5 protein-coding genes and 1 pseudogene are annotated in these 17171 nt (G+C 72.1%); 5 read left to right on the top strand and 1 reads right to left on the bottom strand.

Annotated features, from left to right (window positions below; genetic code table 11):
* From AB0O36_RS36330 to AB0O36_RS36310, 5 genes and pseudogenes are all read left to right on the top strand, one after another.
* A pseudogene (locus AB0O36_RS36330) lies at positions 1 to 60 on the top strand (hypothetical protein); the annotation flags it as partial.
* Positions 61 to 180: 120 nt separating this feature from the next.
* Positions 181 to 13338, top strand: a complete 13158-nt coding sequence (locus tag AB0O36_RS36325; protein WP_365118109.1) for an amino acid adenylation domain-containing protein — start codon at positions 181 to 183, stop codon at positions 13336 to 13338.
* Entirely contained in the window at positions 13335 to 13553 is a 219-nt protein-coding gene (locus tag AB0O36_RS36320; RefSeq protein WP_365118107.1) for an MbtH family protein, read from the top strand. Before AB0O36_RS36325 ends, AB0O36_RS36320 begins: the two co-directional genes overlap by 4 nt.
* 104 nt (positions 13554 to 13657) lie before the next feature.
* A complete protein-coding gene (locus AB0O36_RS36315) occupies positions 13658 to 14851 on the top strand; it encodes a cytochrome P450 (protein WP_365118105.1) in 1194 nt (397 codons plus the stop codon).
* Positions 14852 to 14865: 14 nt separating this feature from the next.
* Positions 14866 to 16059 carry a cytochrome P450 gene (locus tag AB0O36_RS36310; protein ID WP_365118104.1) on the top strand — a complete coding sequence of 398 codons (1194 nt, stop codon included), beginning with the start codon at positions 14866 to 14868 and terminating at the stop codon, positions 16057 to 16059.
* 197 nt (positions 16060 to 16256) lie between these two features.
* Here AB0O36_RS36310 and AB0O36_RS36305 read toward each other — a convergent pair whose 3' ends face one another.
* Complete coding sequence (locus AB0O36_RS36305) at positions 16257 to 16943, bottom strand: TetR/AcrR family transcriptional regulator C-terminal domain-containing protein (protein ID WP_365118101.1); 687 nt, start codon at positions 16941 to 16943, stop codon at positions 16257 to 16259.
* Positions 16944 to 17171 lie beyond the last annotated feature (228 nt).

Raw genomic sequence — 17171 nt, 5'->3', positions numbered from 1 at the left:
ATCGGCGGCGACAGCATCCGCTCCATCCAGGTCGTCTCCCGCTCCCGCGCCCGCGGCGTCGAGGTCAGCCCCCGCGAGGTCTTCCAGCACCGCACCGTCGCCGAACTCGCGCTGCTCGCGGGCGGCCGGGTCGGCCAGGCCGTCGTACTGGAGGAGCTGGAGGGCGGCGGCACCGGCTTCATGCCGCTGCTGCCCGTGGCCCGCTACCTCCTCGAACTCGGCGGCGGCTACGGCCGGTTCACCATGTCCACCGTCGCCGACCTGCCCGCCGGCATCACCCGCGACGGCCTCGCCGCCACCCTCGGCGCGGTCTGGGACCGGCACGACCTGCTCCGCTCGACGCTCGTCGAGGACGGCATGACCGTCGCCCCCCGGGGCTCCGTCGACCTCGACTCCCTGATCCACCGCGTGGAGTGGAACGGCACCTGGGACGACGCCTGGTACGCCCGCGCCACCGAGGAGCTGGACGCCGCCACCGGCCGCCTGGACCCGGCCGCCGGGACGATGGCCCAGTTCGTCTGGTTCGACGCCGGACAGGGCGCCGGCCGCCTGATCATCAGCCTCCACCACCTGGTCGTCGACGGCGTGTCCTGGCGCATCCTGCTCCCCGACCTCGCCGAGGCCTGGGGGAAGATCCGCGACGGCCGGGAGCCGGAGCTCCCCGCGGTCGGCACCTCCGTCCGCCGCTGGACCAAGGCCCTCGTGGACGAGGCCCACAGCCCCGCCCGCACCGCCGAGCTGGAGCTGTGGAAGTCCGTGGTCGAAGGCCCGGACCCGCTCATCGGCTCCCGCGACATCGACCCCGCGGTCGACGTCATCTCCTCCGTCGACTACGTCTGGCTCAAGGTCCCCGCCGAGACCACCGGCGCCCTGCTCGCCGACGTCCCGGCCGCCTTCCGCGGCGGCGTCAACGACGGACTCCTCGGCGCGCTCGCCGTCGCCGTCGCCACCTGGCGCCGCGCCCGCGGCACCGACGAGTCCTCGCTCCTGGTGAAGCTGGAGGGCCACGGCCGCGAGGAAGGCGCCGTGCCCGGCGCCGACCTGTCCCGCACCATCGGCTGGTTCACCAGCATGTTCCCGGTCCGCCTCGACATCGGCGAAGCCGACGCCGACGACGCCCTCACCGGCGGCGCCGCGGCCGGCACCGTCCTGAAGGCCGTCAAGGAGCAGCTGCTCCGGATCCCCGACAAGGGCCTCGGCTACGGCCTCCTGCGCTACCTCAACGAGGACACCGCGGCCGTCCTGGCACAGCACCCCACCGGCCAGATCGCCTTCAACTACCTGGGCGTCTTCAACTCGGCGGACATGCCCGAGGAGCTCCGCGGCCTCGGCTTCACCCAGGCCCCCGGCACCAACGAGCTGATCGCCGTCCCCGACGCCGACATGCCCGTCATGTCCACCCTGGAGATCAACGCCCTGGTCACCGACTCCGGGCAGCTCACCGCCCGGTTCGGCTTCCCGACCGGAATCCTGGCCCGCGAGGACGTCGAGCAGCTCGCCGAGCTCTGGCAGACCGCCCTGGAGGGCATGGTCCGCCACGTCGCGCAGCCCGGCGCCGGCGGCCTCACCCCCTCCGACGTGCCCCTGGTCACCGTCCGCCAGCGCGAACTGGAGACCTGGGAGCGCCGCTACCCCTCCCTCACCGACGTCTGGCCGCTCACCCCGCTGCAGAACGGACTCCTCTTCGAGTCCATGCTGTCCGACGGGGCCGCGGACGGAGCCGCCGACGCCGGCTACGACGCCTACCAGATGCAGTTCGCGTACCACCTGTCCGGCCCCGTCGACGCCGCCCGCATGCGGGCCGCCGGCCAGGCCCTCCTCGACCGGTACGCCAACCTGCGCACCGCCTTCGTCTCCGACGAGGCCGGCGACCTCGTCTCCCTCGTCCTGAACGACGTCGAGCTGCCCTGGCGGCACATCGACCTGACCGGCGAGGCCGACGGCGAGGCCGCCTTCCAGCAGTTCCTCGCCGAGGACCGCGGCCGGCGCTTCGACCCGGTCGCCCCGCCGCTGCTCCGCCTCACCCTGGTCAGCCGCGGCCCCGACCGGTCCGCGCTGGTCTTCACCGCCCACCACGTGCTCTTCGACGGCTGGTCGGTGCCCTGGCTGATGCAGGACCTGCTGCGCCTCTACGGCACCGGCGGCGACGCCACCGCCCTGCCCCGGGTCCGCGGCTTCCGCGAGTTCCTGGTCTGGCTCGCCGACCAGGACAGGAACGCGGCCGCCGAGGCCTGGGCCGACGAGCTCGACGGCTTCGACGAGCCCACCCTGCTGGTCCCCGACAAGGGCCCCGACACCCACAGCGACGACGTCGGCCACGTCGAGGTCCCGCTGACCGGCAACCTGTCGCTGGAGCTGTCCGCCCGCGCCGCCGACCTCGGCGTCACCCTCAACACCCTGGTCCAGGGCGCCTGGGCGGTCCTGCTGGCCCAGCTGACCGGACGCCAGGACGTCGCCTTCGGCGCCACCGTCTCCGGCCGCCCGCCGGCCGTCCAGGACGTCGAGTCCATGGTCGGCCTGTTCATCAACACCCTGCCCGTGCGGGTCCGGTGCGCCCCCGGCGAGTCCTTCGCCGAGCTGCTGCGCTCCCTGCAGAACCGGCAGGGCGCCCTGCTCGACCACCACAACTACGGCCTGACCGAGATCCACCAGGCCGCCGGCACGAACACGCTGTTCGACACCATCGTGGTCTTCGAGTCCTACCCCGTCGACCACGTCGGACTGAGCGAGGCCAACGCCTCCTCCGGGGTCGCCATCACCGGCATCACCCCGTTCAGCGGCACCCACTACCCGGTCACCGTGATGGCCGACGCCGACCCCAACCTGAAGCTGTCCCTGCAGTACCAGGCCAACGTGCTCGACCGGTCCGCCGTCGACACCCTCGCGGAGCGCTTCGAGCGGGTCCTCGCCCACCTCGTGGCCTCCCCGGACGCGCCCGTCGCCTCCGTGGACGTCCTCGCCCCCGGCGAGCGCGAGCAGGTGCTGCGCGGCGCCGGCACCCCCGCCTCCGGCCCGGGCACCACCGTCCCGGCGGTGTTCGCGGCCCGCGCCGCGGCCACCCCCGACGCCGTGGCCGTCGTACACGGCGGGCAGTCCCTCACCTACCGCGAGCTCGACGAGCGCGCCAACCGGCTGGCCCGCGGCCTCATCGCCCGCGGCGTCACCCCCGAGTCCGTGGTCGCCGTGGCCCTGCCGCGCACCGTCGACCTGGTCGTCGCCCTGCTCGGCGTCCTCAAGTCCGGGGCCGGCTACGTACCCGTCGACCCCGAGTACCCGAGCCGGCGCCTGGAGTTCATCCTCTCCGACGCAGCCCCCTCGCTGGTCCTCACCGACGCCGCCGCACAGGGCGTCCTGCCCGCCGCCGACGTCCCCGCGGCGTTCCTGGCGGAGGTCGAGCAGGACGGCGGCGACCCCTCGGACCCGGCCGTGCCGCTCACCCCGGACCACATCGCCTACGTGATGTACACCTCCGGCTCCACCGGCATCCCCAAGGGCGTGGCCGTCACCCACGGCAACATCACCAACGCCCTCCCGGGCCTGGTCGCCGCCCTCGGCACCGGACCGGGCGCCCGCGTCGCGGCCGGCGCCTCCGTCAACTTCGACGTCTCGGTGTTCGAGGTCTTCTCCGCGCTGTCCACCGGCGGCACCGTCGAACTCGTCCGCGACGTCCTCGCCCTCGGCGAGCGCGACGACTGGACCGCCGACGTCATCAGCTCCGTCCCCTCGGCCTTCGCCGAACTCCTGGACGACCTGCCCGGCCGGATCAGCCCCAAGGCGCTGGTCTTCGCCGGCGAGGGCCTGCCGGCCTCCCTGGTGGCCAGGGCCCGGACCGCCTTCCCCGGCGTCCGCGTGGTCAACGGCTACGGCCAGACCGAATCCTTCTACGCCACCGCCTTCTCCCTCGGCGACGGCGAGGAGTGGACCGGCGGCGCGAGCACGCCCATCGGCGAGCCCCTCCCCGGCGTCCGCGCCTACGTCCTGGGCGCCGGCCTGCTGCCGGTGCCGCCCGGGGTCACCGGCGAGCTGTACGTCGCCGGCGCCTCCCTCAGCCGCGGCTACCGCGGTCGGGCCGCCCTGACCGCGGAGCGGTTCACCGCCGACCCGTTCGGCCCGGCCGGCTCCCGCATGTACCGCACGGGAGACCTGGCCCGCTGGACCGCCGACGGCCGCCTGGAGTACGTCGGCCGCGGCGACGGCCAGGTCAAGATCCGCGGCGTCCGCGTCGAGCCCGCCGAGGTCGAGGCCGTCCTCGCCGAGCACGACGGGGTCTCCCAGGCCCTGGTCGTGGCCCGCAAGGGCCAGGGCGGCAACGGCTCCACGTACCTCGCCGCCTACCTGGTCCCGGTCGACGGGCAGGCTCCCGCGGACCTCCGCGGCTGGATGTCCGCCCGGCTGCCCGACCACATGGTCCCCGCCGCCTTCGTCACCCTGGCCGCGTTCCCGCTGCTGCCCAACGGCAAGGTCGACCGGGCCGCGCTGCCCGAGCCCGACTTCACCGGCACCCCCTACCGGGCCCCGCGCAACGCGAACGAGGAGGTCCTCTGCCGCCTCTTCGCCGAGGTCCTCGGCGTGGACCGGGTCGGCATCGACGACGACTTCTTCGCCCGCACCGGCCACTCCCTGCTCGCCACCCGCCTGGTCAACCGGATCCGCGCCACCCTCGGCGCCGACCTCCGGGTCCGCCTGGTCTTCGACGCGCCCACCGTCGCCGAACTCGCCCGGCACCTGACCACGGCCGGCCCGGCCCGCCCGGTGCTCCGCCGCGCCGAGCCCCGGCCCGAGCGGATCCCGCTGTCCTACGCCCAGCGCCGCCTGTGGTTCGTGGACCGCTTCGAGGGACCCTCCTCCACGTACAACCAGTCCTTCGTGCTCAAGCTCGCCGGAGTGCTGGACGCCGAGGCCCTCCGGGCCGCCGTGCGCGACGTCGTCGCCCGCCACGAGACCCTCCGCACCCTGATGGTCGAGGACGCCGACGGCCACCCCTACCAGCACGTCGTCCCGGTGGACGCCACCGACCTGGCCGTCCCGCTCGTCGACATCGCCGCCGACGGCGTCTCCGCCGCGGTCTCCGAGGTGCTGGAACGCCCCTTCGACATGGCGACGGAGATCCCGGTCCGGGCCGCCCTGCTGCGCTCCGGCGCCCGGGAGCACCGCCTCGTCCTGGTCATCCACCACATCGCCGTCGACGGCGAGTCGATGGCACCGATCGCCCGCGACCTCGGCGCCGCCTACGCGGCCCGGCGGGACGGCAACGCCCCCGACTGGGACGAACTGCCGGTCCAGTACGTCGACTACACGCTGTGGCAGCGCGAGCTGCTCGGCGAGGCCGAGGACCCCGACAGCGTGCTCACCGCGCAGGCCTCGTACTGGCGGCAGGAGCTCGCCGGCGTCCCGCAGCCGCTCCCGCTGCCCGCCGACCGGCCCCGCCCGCCGGCCCCGACCCACCGCGGCGACATCGTGGAGTTCGGCCTCGCCCCGCAGGTCTCGGCCGCGGTCGAGGAACTCGCCCGCGCCAACGGCGCGACCGCCGCGATGGTCCTGCAGGCCGCCCTCGCGGTGCTGCTGGGCCGCCTCGGCAGCGGCGACGACATCACCATGGGCTCGCCCATCGCCAACCGCACCGACGCCGAACTGGCCGAACTCGTCGGCTTCTTCGTCAACACCTGGGTGCTCCGCGCCGACGTCTCCGGCAACCCCACCTTCGAGGAGGTGCTGAAGCAGGTCCGCGGCAAGGCCCTCACCGCCTACGACAACCAGGAGGCGCCGTTCGAGCGCCTGGTGGAGATCCTCAACCCGGAGCGCTCCACCGCCTACCACCCGCTGTTCCAGGTCATGTTCGCCTGGCAGAACATCACCCGCGAGGACTTCGAGATGCGGGACCTGACGGTCACGTGGGAGCCCTCCGCCACCGCCACCGCGAAGTTCGACCTGTTCTTCAACATGGGCGACATCCCCGGCCAGGGAGTCATCGGCTACCTGGAGTACGCCACCGACCTGTTCGACCGGACCACCGTCGAGAAGCTCGCCGACCGGTTCACCCGGGTCGTCGGCCAGCTCGTCGCCGCCCCGGAACAGCCGATCAGCGCACTGGACGTGCTCGTCGACGGCGAGCGCGAACTCCTCGCGGGCTTTGCCGGCCGCACCGACGCCGAGGACGCCGTACCCGCCGCCACCATCCCGGAGCTGTTCGCCCGGCAGGCGGACGCCGCCCCCGACGCACCCGCCGTGGTCCACGGCGACACCACCCTCACCTACCGCGAGCTCGACGAGCGCGCGAACCGGGTGGCCCGCGCCCTGACCGCGCGGGGGATCGGCGCGGAGTCGCTGGTCGGCCTGGCCGTGTCCCGCTCCGCCGACCTGGTCGTCGCGATGCTCGGCATCCTCAAGTCCGGCGCCGCCTACCTGCCGATCGACCCGCGCTACCCCAGCGCCCGCCTCGGACTGATGCTCGACCAGGCCGCCCCGGAGCTCCTCCTCGTCGACGAGGAGGCCGCCCCGGTGCTGCCCGAGCACGCCACCCCGCGGCTGTCCCTCGGCGAGCTCGACCCGACGGCCGGCGACGCGACCGCACCCGCCGTCACCCTGCGGCCCGGAAACACGGCGTACGTGATGTACACCTCGGGCTCCACCGGGGTCCCCAAGGGCGTCACCGTCACCCACGGCAACGTGACCGCCGCGCTGCCCGGCCTGGTGGACGCGCTCGGCATCGGCCGGGGCGCCCGCGTCCTGGCCGGCACCTCCGTCAACTTCGACGTGTCGGTGTTCGAGATCATGACCGCCCTCACCACCGGCGGCACCGCCGAGATCGTCCGCGACGTGCTGGAGCTCGGCGAGCGCGACTCCTGGTCGGGCGCCGTGATCAGCTCCGTCCCGTCGGTCTTCGCCGAACTGCTCGACCAGATCGCCGGCACGACGCAGGTGGACACCCTGGTGTTCGCCGGCGAGGCCCTCCCGGCCTCCCTCATCGAGCGGGCCCGGACCGCCTTCCCCGGCGTCCGCGTGGTCAACGGCTACGGCCAGACCGAATCCTTCTACGCCACCGCCTTCGCCCTCCCCGCGGACCAGGCCGTGGACGGTGCCGCGGGCGCCCCGATCGGCACCCCGCTCGGCAACGTCCGCGCGTACGTCCTCGGCTCCGGCTTGACCCCGGTCCCCCCGGGCGTCGCGGGCGAGCTCTACGTCGCGGGCAGCTCCCTGGGCCGCGGCTACCGCGGTCGGGCCGCCCTGACCGCGGAGCGGTTCGTCGCCGACCCGTTCGGCCCGGCCGGCTCCCGGATGTACCGCACCGGAGACCTGGCCCGCTGGACCGCCGAAGGCCGCCTGGAGTACGTCGGCCGCGGTGACGCCCAGGTCAAGATCCGCGGCCTGCGGATCGAGCCGGGCGAGGTGGAGGCGGCCCTGACCGCCCACCCCGACGTCGAGCAGGCAGTGGTCGTCGTCCGCGGAGGCGCCGGCGACGGCAAGCAACTCGTCGGCTACGTCGTCCCGGTCCGCACCGGCGACGCCGGCGAGGAAGCCGCCAGGAAGAACAGCCTGGACCTCACCGCCGGTGTGTCCGTGCCCGACCTGCGCCGCTTCGCCGCGGCCCGGCTGCCCGAGTTCATGGTCCCGTCCGCGTTCGTGGTCCTGGACCGGCTGCCGCTCGCCCCCAACGGCAAGCTGGACCGCGCCGCCCTCCCCGACCCCGTCTTCAAGGGCGAGGTCTACCGGGCCCCGTCCAACGAGGTCGAGGAGACCCTGGCGGCCGTCTTCGCCGAGGTCCTGGGCACCGACCGGGTCGGTGTGGACGACGACTTCTTCGCCATCGGCGGCGACAGCATCCGCTCCATCCAGGTCGTCTCCCGCTCCCGCGCCCGCGGCGTCGAGGTCAGCCCCCGCGAGGTCTTCCAGCACCGCACGGTCGCCGAACTCGCCCTGATCGCCGCCGCCCGCACGGTCGCCGCGGTGGTCCTGGAGGAGCTGGAGGGCGGCGGCACCGGCTTCATGCCGCTGCTCCCGGTGGCCCGCTACCTGATGGAACTCGGCGGCGGCCACGGCCGGTTCACCATGTCCACCGTCGCCGACCTGCCCGCCGGCATCGACGAGGCCGGCCTGCTGGCCACCCTCGGCGCGGTCTGGGACCGGCACGACCTGCTCCGCTCCCGGCTCGCCGACGGCGGCATGGTCGTCGACCCGCAGGGCTCGACCGACCTCGCCTCCCTGGTGACCCGCATCGCCTGGGACGGCGCGTACGACGAGGCATGGCTGGCCCGCGCCACCGAGGAACTGGACGCCGCCACCGGCCGCCTGGACCCGGCCGCCGGGACGATGGCCCAGTTCGTCTGGTTCGACGCCCCGCAGGGCACCGGCCGGCTGCTGGTGATCCTCCACCACCTGGTCGTCGACGGCGTGTCCTGGCGCATCCTGCTCCCCGACCTCGCCGAGGCCTGGGGGAAGATCCGCGACGGCCGGGAGCCGGAGCTCCCCGCCGTCGGCACCTCCGTCCGCCGCTGGACCAAGGCCCTCACCGACGAGGCCGTCTCGCCCGGCCGGGTCGCCGAGCTGGAATTGTGGAAGTCCGTGGTCGAAGGCCCGGACCCGCTGCTCGGCTCCCGCGACATCGACCCCGCGGTCGACGTCGTCTCCACCGTGGACCACGTCTGGCTGAACCTGCCGGACTGGGCCACCGAGGCCCTGCTGACCGACGTACCCGCCGCCTTCCGCGGCGGCGTCAACGACGGACTGCTCACCGCCCTCGCCGTCGCCGTCGCCAAGTGGCGCCGCGCCCGCGGCATCGACGAGTCCTCCCTGCTGGTGAAGCTGGAGGGCCACGGCCGCGAGGAAGGCGCCGTGCCCGGCGCCGACCTGTCCCGCACCATCGGCTGGTTCACCAGCATGTTCCCGGTCCGCCTCGACATCGGCGAAGCCGACGTGGACGACGCCCTCGCCGGCGGCGCCGCGGCCGGCAGCGCGATCAAGGCGGTCAAGGAGCAGCTGCTCCGGATCCCCGACAAGGGCCTCGGCTACGGCCTCCTGCGCTACCTCAACGAGGAGACCGCACCGCAGCTGAAGGACCACGGCATCGGCCAGATCGCCTTCAACTACCTGGGCCGCTTCTCCACCGCCGACATGCCCGAGGAGCTCCGCGGCCTCGGCTGGACCCAGACCCCCGGCATGAGCGGGCTCATCGCCGTCCCCGACGCCGACATGCCCGTCATGTCCACCCTGGAGATCAACGCGGCCGTCACCGACACCGCCGAAGGCCCCCAGCTCGGCGTCCGGTTCGGCTTCCCCTCGGGCGTCCTGGACCGCGCGGACGTCGAGGAGCTCGCCCGCCTGTGGCGGACCGCGCTGGAGGGCCTCGCCCGCCACGTCGCGCAGCCCGGCGCCGGCGGCCTCACCCCCTCCGACGTGCCGATGGTCTCGGTCCGCCAGAGCGAACTGGAGGTCTGGGAGCGCCGCCACCCGTCCCTCACCGACGTGTGGCCGCTCACCCCGCTCCAGTCCGGCCTGCTCTTCGAGTCGCTGATGGCCGACTCCACCTACGACGCCTACCACGTCCAGGTGGTGTACGACCTCTCCGGCGCGGTCGACCCGGCCCGCCTGCGGACCGCCGGCCAGGCCCTCCTCGACCGGTACGCCAACCTGCGCACCGCCTTCGTCCCCGACGCGGCCGGCAACCAGGTGGCGCTCGTCCTGGACGACGTCGAGCTCCCCTGGGAGTTCACCGACCTCCGCGGCCTCGACCCGCGGCACCGGGCCGAGGAGCTGGAGCGCTTCCACGCCGAGGACCAGGCCAACCGGTTCGACCCGACCCGCGCCCCGCTGCTGCGCATGTCGCTGGCCCTCACCGGCCCCGACACCGCGGAGCTGCTGCTCACCTCGCACCACGCCCTGCTCGACGGCTGGTCGCTGAGCATCCTGATGCAGGAGCTGCTGCGCCTGTACGGGTCCTCCGGTGACGCCTCCGTCCTGCCTCGGGCCCGCAAGTACCGGGACTTCCTGGCGTGGATGTCGGAGCAGGACGCCGAGGAGTCCGGCCGGGCCTGGGCGACCGAGCTCGCCGGGGTCGAGGAGCCCACCCTGATCGCGCCCCACGCCGGGTCCGAGGTGGACCCCGAGCGGGTCGGCCAGATCGAGATCCCGCTGTCCTCCGAGACGGCGCGGGAACTGGTGCGCAGCGCCGCAGACCTGGGCGTCACCCTGAACACGCTGGTCCAGGGCACCTGGGCCACGGTGCTGGCACAGCTGACCGGCCGCCAGGACGTGGTGTTCGGCACCACCGTCTCCGGCCGGCCGCCGGCCGTGCCGGGCGTGGAGTCCATGGTCGGCCTGTTCATCAACACCCTCCCGGTGCGCGCCGAGCTGTCCCCGTGGCACACCCTGCGCCAGGTGCTGACCGGCCTGCAGGACCGGCAGGGCCCGCTGATGGACCACCACCACATCGGCCTGACCGAGATCACCCGGAGCACAGGGCTGAGCAAGCTGTTCGACACCGTGGTGGTGTTCGAGTCCTTCCCGATGGACCGGGACGGCCTGGTGGACGCCTCCGTCAACGGCGGCATCGCGATCACCGGGGTCGGCACCGCCAACGGCACCCACTACCCGCTGGGCATCGCGGCCGCCGCCGACGACTCCCTGCACGTGGTGATGGAGTACCAGGAGGACGTGTTCGAGCAGGCCGCGGCGGAGGGCATCGCGGCCCGCTTCGCCCGGGTGCTGAACCAGCTGGTCGCCGATCCCGACGTACCGCTCGGCGCGGTGGACATGGTGCCCCCGGCCGAACGGGAGCAGCTGCTGACCGGCCTCAACGACACCGCGAAGCCCACCCGGGACGGCACCGTCGCCGAGCTCTTCGAGCGGCAGGCCGCCGCCACCCCGGACGCCGTGGCCGTCATCCACGAGGACGGCTCGCTGACCTACCGCGAGCTCGACGCGCGCGCGAACCTGGTCGCCCACGCCCTCGTCGAGCGCGGGGTGGGAGCGGAGACGGTGGTGGCCGTGGCCACCCGCCGCTCGCCGGACCTGGTGGTGTCCCTGCTGGGCGTGACCAAGGCCGGCGGTGCGTACCTGCCCGTCGACCACACCTACCCGGCCGAGCGCATCGCCTACATGGTCGAGGACTCCGGAGCCCGCCTGGCCGTGGTCGACGCGGCCGCGGCAGAGGTCCTCGCCGGACACGGCCTGCCGACCCTCCGGGTCGACGAGGTCACCGCCGGCAGCACAACCGGAATCACTGCTTCCGAAAGTGCGCCGGCCGGACGGTTCGCCACGCTCGACAGTGCCGCGTACGTCATCTACACCTCCGGCTCCACGGGCAAGCCCAAGGGCACCGTGGTCACCCACCGAGGCATCGCGAGCCTGGTCGCCGCCCACGTGGAGGCCATGGCGGTCACCGCCGACAGCCGGATGCTCCAGCTGGTCTCGCCGAGCTTCGACGTGTCCGTCTGCGAGATGTTCACCGTGCTGCTCTCCGGTGCCGCCCTGGTGGTCGCCGACAAGGAGAAGCTGGCCCCCGGGCTGCCGCTGGCCGACACCGTCGACCGGCACGAGGTGACACATATGATGCTGCCGCCCGCCATGCTCGCGTCGCTCCCCGCCGACTCTCTGACCAGCGTCGTTTCCCTGCTGGTCGGTGGTGAGGCCACTCCGCCGGAGCTCGCCGCTGTCTGGGCGCCAGGACGCCGGATGATGAACGTCTACGGCCCGACGGAGACCACGGTGTGCGCCACCATGGCCCCGCCGATGGCCCCCGACGGCCGGGTCTTCCCGATCGGAACGCCCATCCACAACACCCGGGCGTACGTGCTGGACGCCACGCTCCAGCCCGTCCCGGCCGGCGTCGCCGGCGAGCTGTACCTGGCGGGTCCCGGTGTGGCCCGCGGGTACCTGGGCAAGCAGAAGGTGACCGCGGAGCGCTTCGTGGCCTGCCCGTTCGGCCGGCCCGGCGAGCGGATGTACCGGACCGGCGACGTGGTCTCCTGGAACGCGGACGGCGAACTCGTCTTCCACGGCCGGGCGGACGACCAGGTCAAGATCCGCGGCTTCCGCATCGAGCTCGGCGAGATCGAGACCGCCCTGACCGCGCACCCCGGCGTGGACCGGGCCGTGGTCGTGGTCGACGACCGGCGCGGCGACCGCCGCCTGGTGGGCTACCTGGTGCCCGCCGCGGCCGACGCCACGGCGGAGCTGATCGCCGGGGTCCGCGCCCACCTGCGGGAGCGGCTGCCGGAGCACATGGTCCCCTCGGCGCTCGTGCTCATCGAGGAGGTCCCGCTCACCCTCAGCGGCAAGCTGGACAAGCGGGCCCTGCCCGCCCCGGACTGGGCCGGCGAGTCGGCCGGCCGGGCCCCGCGCAGCCCGCGCGAGGAGATCCTCTGCGGCCTGTTCGCCGAGGTCCTCGGCCTGAAGTCGGTGACCATCGACGACAGCTTCTTCGTCCTCGGCGGCCACTCCCTGCTCGCCTCGAAGCTGATCAGCCGGATCCGGGTGGTCCTCGGCGTCAACCTGCCGCTCCGCGCGGTGTTCGACTCGCCGACGGTCGCCGACCTGGCCGGCTACCTGGAGGCGGAAGGAGCCGCCGGCGGCGTCCAGGGCGACCCCTTCGGCGCGGTCCTCTCCATCAAGGGCGGTGCCGACAAGACGAATTCGGCCCCGAACGACAGCACGCTCTGGTTCATTCACCCGGGTGGCGGGATATGCTGGCCCTACCTCGGATTCGCCGGGCGACTCCCGCAGTACCAGACCATCCACGGAATCCAGGCCAAGGGTTTCGACGGACGGACGAAACTGCCCGAGTCGATCGACGAGATGATCCTGGATTACGTCGGGGAAATCCTGGCGGTCCAGCCGGAAGGCCCCTACCATCTGGCCGGATATTCCATCGGCGGTACGTTCGCCCAGGCGATCGCCGCCGAACTCCAGGGGCGCGGACACGACATCGCGCAGCTGGTCATGCTCGACAGCGTCCCCAGCGACTACCTGGTGACGCAGGCCTCGCCCACCGCGGCCGCCCTCCGGGAGTACTTCCAGGAGCAGCTCACGGGCGTGGCCGGGACCGAGGACGGCGAGTCCTTCCTGGACAACGCGGTCCGCGTCATCCTCAACCACACCTCTCTGACACCGGGGTTCAATTCGCCGGTCTTCCACGGGGACGCGTTGTTCTTCAACGCCGTGCCCAATCCCGAGGCCCGCTACGGCGACCTCTGGAAGCCGTACATCACGGGTGCCATCAAGCAGTTCGACATCGAGACCACGCACCACGAAATGGTGCTGCCGGAACCCGCCGCCGAGATCTGCCGGATCGTCGGCCGGGAGATTTCCGCGAAGCAGGCGGATGGAAATGGAGTCCAGGTATGAGCAGCAATCCGTTCGACGATGAGAACGGCCAGTTCTACGTCGTGGTGAACGGCGAGGAGCAGCACTCGCTGTGGCCCGCGTTCGCGGACGTCCCGGCCGGCTGGCGCATCGCGTACGGCGCCGCTGCCCGCCCGGACTGCCTGACGTACGTCGAGGAGCACTGGACGGACCTGCGGCCCAAGAGCCTGCAGGACGCCATGGCCGTCGCCCAGTAGCCGTACCACCGCCGCGGGGCGGCCGGCCCACGGCCGCCCCGCGCCCCCCACACGACACCCACGCGACACCCGTGCATATGCGGACAGACTGAGAGGAACCAGAAGTGTCCAAGGTCATCGAGCGGTGGAACGTCCATCCGACCCGTCAGTGGCTGCGCGGCGTCCGGCCGGCGAGCGCCGTCGAGTTCGACGAGGAGATCGGCACCTGGTGCGCCTACGGCTTCGACGAGGTCGAGCAGGTCCTCGGCGACTACGAGACCTACTCGGCGGCCACCGCCGCGTACGCCGCGGTGCAGGTGGACCCCAAGTTCCAGGAGGGTGACATCTCGCAGATGGACCCGCCGGAGCAGAGCAAGTACCGCAAGCTCATCGGTGCCGCGTTCTCCCCACGCGTGATCAACGGCCTTGAGGACCGCATCGTCAAGATCACCCACGAGCTCCTCGACGAGGTCCAGGAGAAGGGCAGCTTCGAGCTGGTGGCGGACCTCGCCTACCCGCTCCCGGTCATCGTGATCGCCGAACTGCTCGGCGTCCCGCTCGAAGAGCGCGACATCTTCAAGGGCGTCGCCTTCGACATCATCGAGAACATGGCCGGCCTGGACTTCGTCAGCGGTGGCGAGGGCATCGAGGAGCAGATCCACTCCGCCGAGGCCCGTCTGAAGCCCCTGCTCGACTACATGGCCGACCAGGTGGCCCAGCGCCGCCGGCAGCCCCGTGAGGACCTGCTCACCTACCTCATGCACGCGGAGCAGGACGGCGAGCGCCTCACCGACAACGAGGTCGTCAACATCGCCAACGTGCTGCTGATCACCGGTCACATCACCAGCACCATGATGGTCGGCAACACCATGGCCTGCCTGGACACCGAGCCCGAGTGGATGCAGCGCGTCCGCGCCGACCGCTCCCTGGTCCCCGGCGCCGTCGAGGAGGCCCTGCGCCTGCTCCCGCCGGCCGCCACGCTGTCCCGCGTCACCACCCGCGAGACCGTGCTCGGCGGAGTCACCATCCCCGCCGAGCAGATGATCCTCCCGTGGGTGAGCGCGGCCAACCGCGACCCGAAGAAGTTCGACCGCCCGGACGTCTTCGACCCGACCCGCAGCCCCAACCACTCCATCAGCTTCGGCCACGGCGTGCACTACTGCCTCGGCACCCGGCTGGCCCGGCTGGAGGGCAAGATCGCCGTCAACGCGATTCTGGACCGCTTCCCGAACTTCCGCAGCAACCCGGACAGCCCGGTGACCTTCTTCCCCTCCACGGACATGGTCGGCGTCCGCTCCTTCGACGTCCTCTACAAGTAAGGGAACGAAGACACATGACCGTGACCGAGTTCGCCGACCGGTGGGGCCTGGGGCCGGACAAGTACTGGCTCCGCGGCCGACTGCCCGAGGAGAAGGTGACGTTCGACGAGAACCTGGGCGTCTGGCAGGTCGCCGGGTACCAGGAGGTGCTCCAGGTCCTGGGCGACGACTCCTTCTCCGCCGACTCCACGCGGCTGTTCGACGTCGACGAGGAGCAGGCCAAGCTCATCAAGGGCGACATGGCCCAGATGAACGGGCCCGAGCACATCCACATGCGCCGCCAGGTCGGCAAGGCGTTCAGCCCCAAGGCGATGGACGACCTGGAGCTGCGCATCACCAAGCTCGGCACCGAACTGCTGGACAAGCTGGCCGGCCGGGACCGCTTCGACCTGCTGGGCGACTTCATCGACGACCTGTCGGGCATCCTCTTCAGCGAGCTGCTGGGCACGCCGGCCGAGCACCGCCACATGTTCAAGGCCGTCGACCAGACCATGGACGCCGACGTCCAGATGAGCACCGTCGACCAGGGCGGCGAGGAGTACTTCGACTCGCTCCTGGGCCCGCTGCTCCCGCTGCGCGACTTCCTCGGCGACATCATCAACGAGCGCCGCAAGGAACCCAAGCAGGACCTGCTCAGCCTGATGATCGAGTTCAAGTACCTCGACGGTACGCCGATGGCGCACGACGAGATCATCAACTTCGCCGTCGCCGTGCTCGGCGCCGGCCACCTCACCAGCCCGATCCTGATCGGCAACACCATGCTGTGCCTGGACGCGTTCCCGGAGCAGTACGCCAAGGTGAGGGCGGACCGCAGCCTCGTTCCCGGCATGTTCGAGGAGGTCATGCGGTACTTCACGCCGGCCACCACCTCGTACCGGGCGACCGACGCCGAGGTCGAGGTCGGCGGGGTGACGATCCCCAAGGACCAGATGGTCGCCATCCAGCTGGGCGCGGCCAACCGCGACCCGCGCCAGTTCCCCAACGCCGACGTCTTCGACGTCACCCGGGCGCCCAACCAGCACGTCGGCTACGGCCGCGGCTCGCACTACTGCATCGGCGCGGCCATGGCCCGGGTGGAGACCCGGATCATCTTCAACCTGCTGCTGGACCGCTTCCCGAACCTGCGCGTGGACCCGGACGTCCCCCCGGTCTTCTTCGGGTCGCCCGAGTTCACCGGTGTGCGCTCGCTTGCGGTGCGCGTCGACTGACGGGCCTTCGCGAACCCGCGCTCCGCGCCCTGGGAATTCCCCGCACGGCATACTGCCGTGCGGGGTTTTCCCGTATGAAGAGGAGCCGGATATTCCGGCAATAACGAGCCGATATGGCGACCCCCTAGCGTTGTCTTCAGAAGGAACGAGGGAGCAGGAACACACAGCCCTCAGACCGATCAGACAGATCAGGGGAGTCAGCGATGGAGACGGGTCGAGAGCCGGTCCTCGAGGCCGTCGAGGACGGCCTGCAGGCCGAACTCGAAGCTCTTCTCGGGCGCGGCCGCGTACTCGGCATCGGCGTAGGCGTCGAGCCGGGCGCGCAGCCTGGGGAAACCCGAGGCGATCTCGGTCGCCTGCGTCATGGCTTCCTCCAGCAGGGCCTGGGCGTTCCCGCCACCCTGACTGAGCCGCCTGTTCACGGAAATCGAGGCCGACATGCCGAGGGTGCTGCCCAGAACGAACATGAAGACCGAGGCCGTGGCCTGGTCGGCTTCCGCGCCGACGAAGCCGGCCGCCTCGTAGACCGCGAGGCTGTGGTCGTCGTGGCGGGCCTTGTTCGGCCCGTAGAGGGGCTGGGAGGCCAGCGCCATCACGAGCCACGGATGCCTGGTGATCATCGCGTAGAGGTCCTGGGCCATGGAGGTGGCCGCCGTCCGCCAGTTGACGGCGTCGAGGTCGGGTAGACCGACCTCGTTCCAGACCTCGTCGCTGGCGAGTATGACGAGGTTGTCCTTGTTCTTGACGTGCCAGTAGACCGCGGTCGCGGCCGAGCCGAGTCGCTTGCCCAGACTGCGCATGTTCAGGCCTTCCAGGCCCTCGGCATCCAGGAGCTCGATGGCAGCCCGAACGATCTGTTCGCGGGTCAACGTGTCACGGGGCATGCGACCAAGGTAGATCAGGATCTCGGATTGCACAAAGTTCAAGAGGTCGCTCGCCCGGCGTGCGAGCCGCTTCTGCCAAATGATCCACCACCTGACTTGAACGATGTAAAAGTGGACGGGGCGGCCCCGTTCGGAGGAGGAATGTCATGACGGCCATTTCGGCTACCGGTCTGCGCAAGGCGTACGGGGAGCACAAGGTGCTCGACGGGGTGGATCTGCACATCCCGC

Source organism: Streptomyces sp. NPDC089799 (genome assembly GCF_040684755.1).
GTDB lineage: Bacteria > Actinomycetota > Actinomycetes > Streptomycetales > Streptomycetaceae > Streptomyces.
Note: the sequence above shows the minus strand (reverse complement) of the source record. Positions and strands in the feature narration are given on the sequence as shown.

Excerpts from the sequence above, each read along its gene's own strand:
- AB0O36_RS36325 (WP_365118109.1), top strand. The coding sequence starts at position 181 with ATGCCGCTGCTGCCCGTGGCCCGCTACCTCCTCGAACTCGGCGGCGGC.
- AB0O36_RS36320 (WP_365118107.1), top strand. The coding sequence starts at position 13,335 with ATGAGCAGCAATCCGTTCGACGATGAGAACGGCCAGTTCTACGTCGTG.
- AB0O36_RS36310 (WP_365118104.1), top strand. The coding sequence starts at position 14,866 with ATGACCGTGACCGAGTTCGCCGACCGGTGGGGCCTGGGGCCGGACAAG.
- AB0O36_RS36305 (WP_365118101.1), bottom strand. The coding sequence starts at position 16,943 with ATGCCCCGTGACACGTTGACCCGCGAACAGATCGTTCGGGCTGCCATC.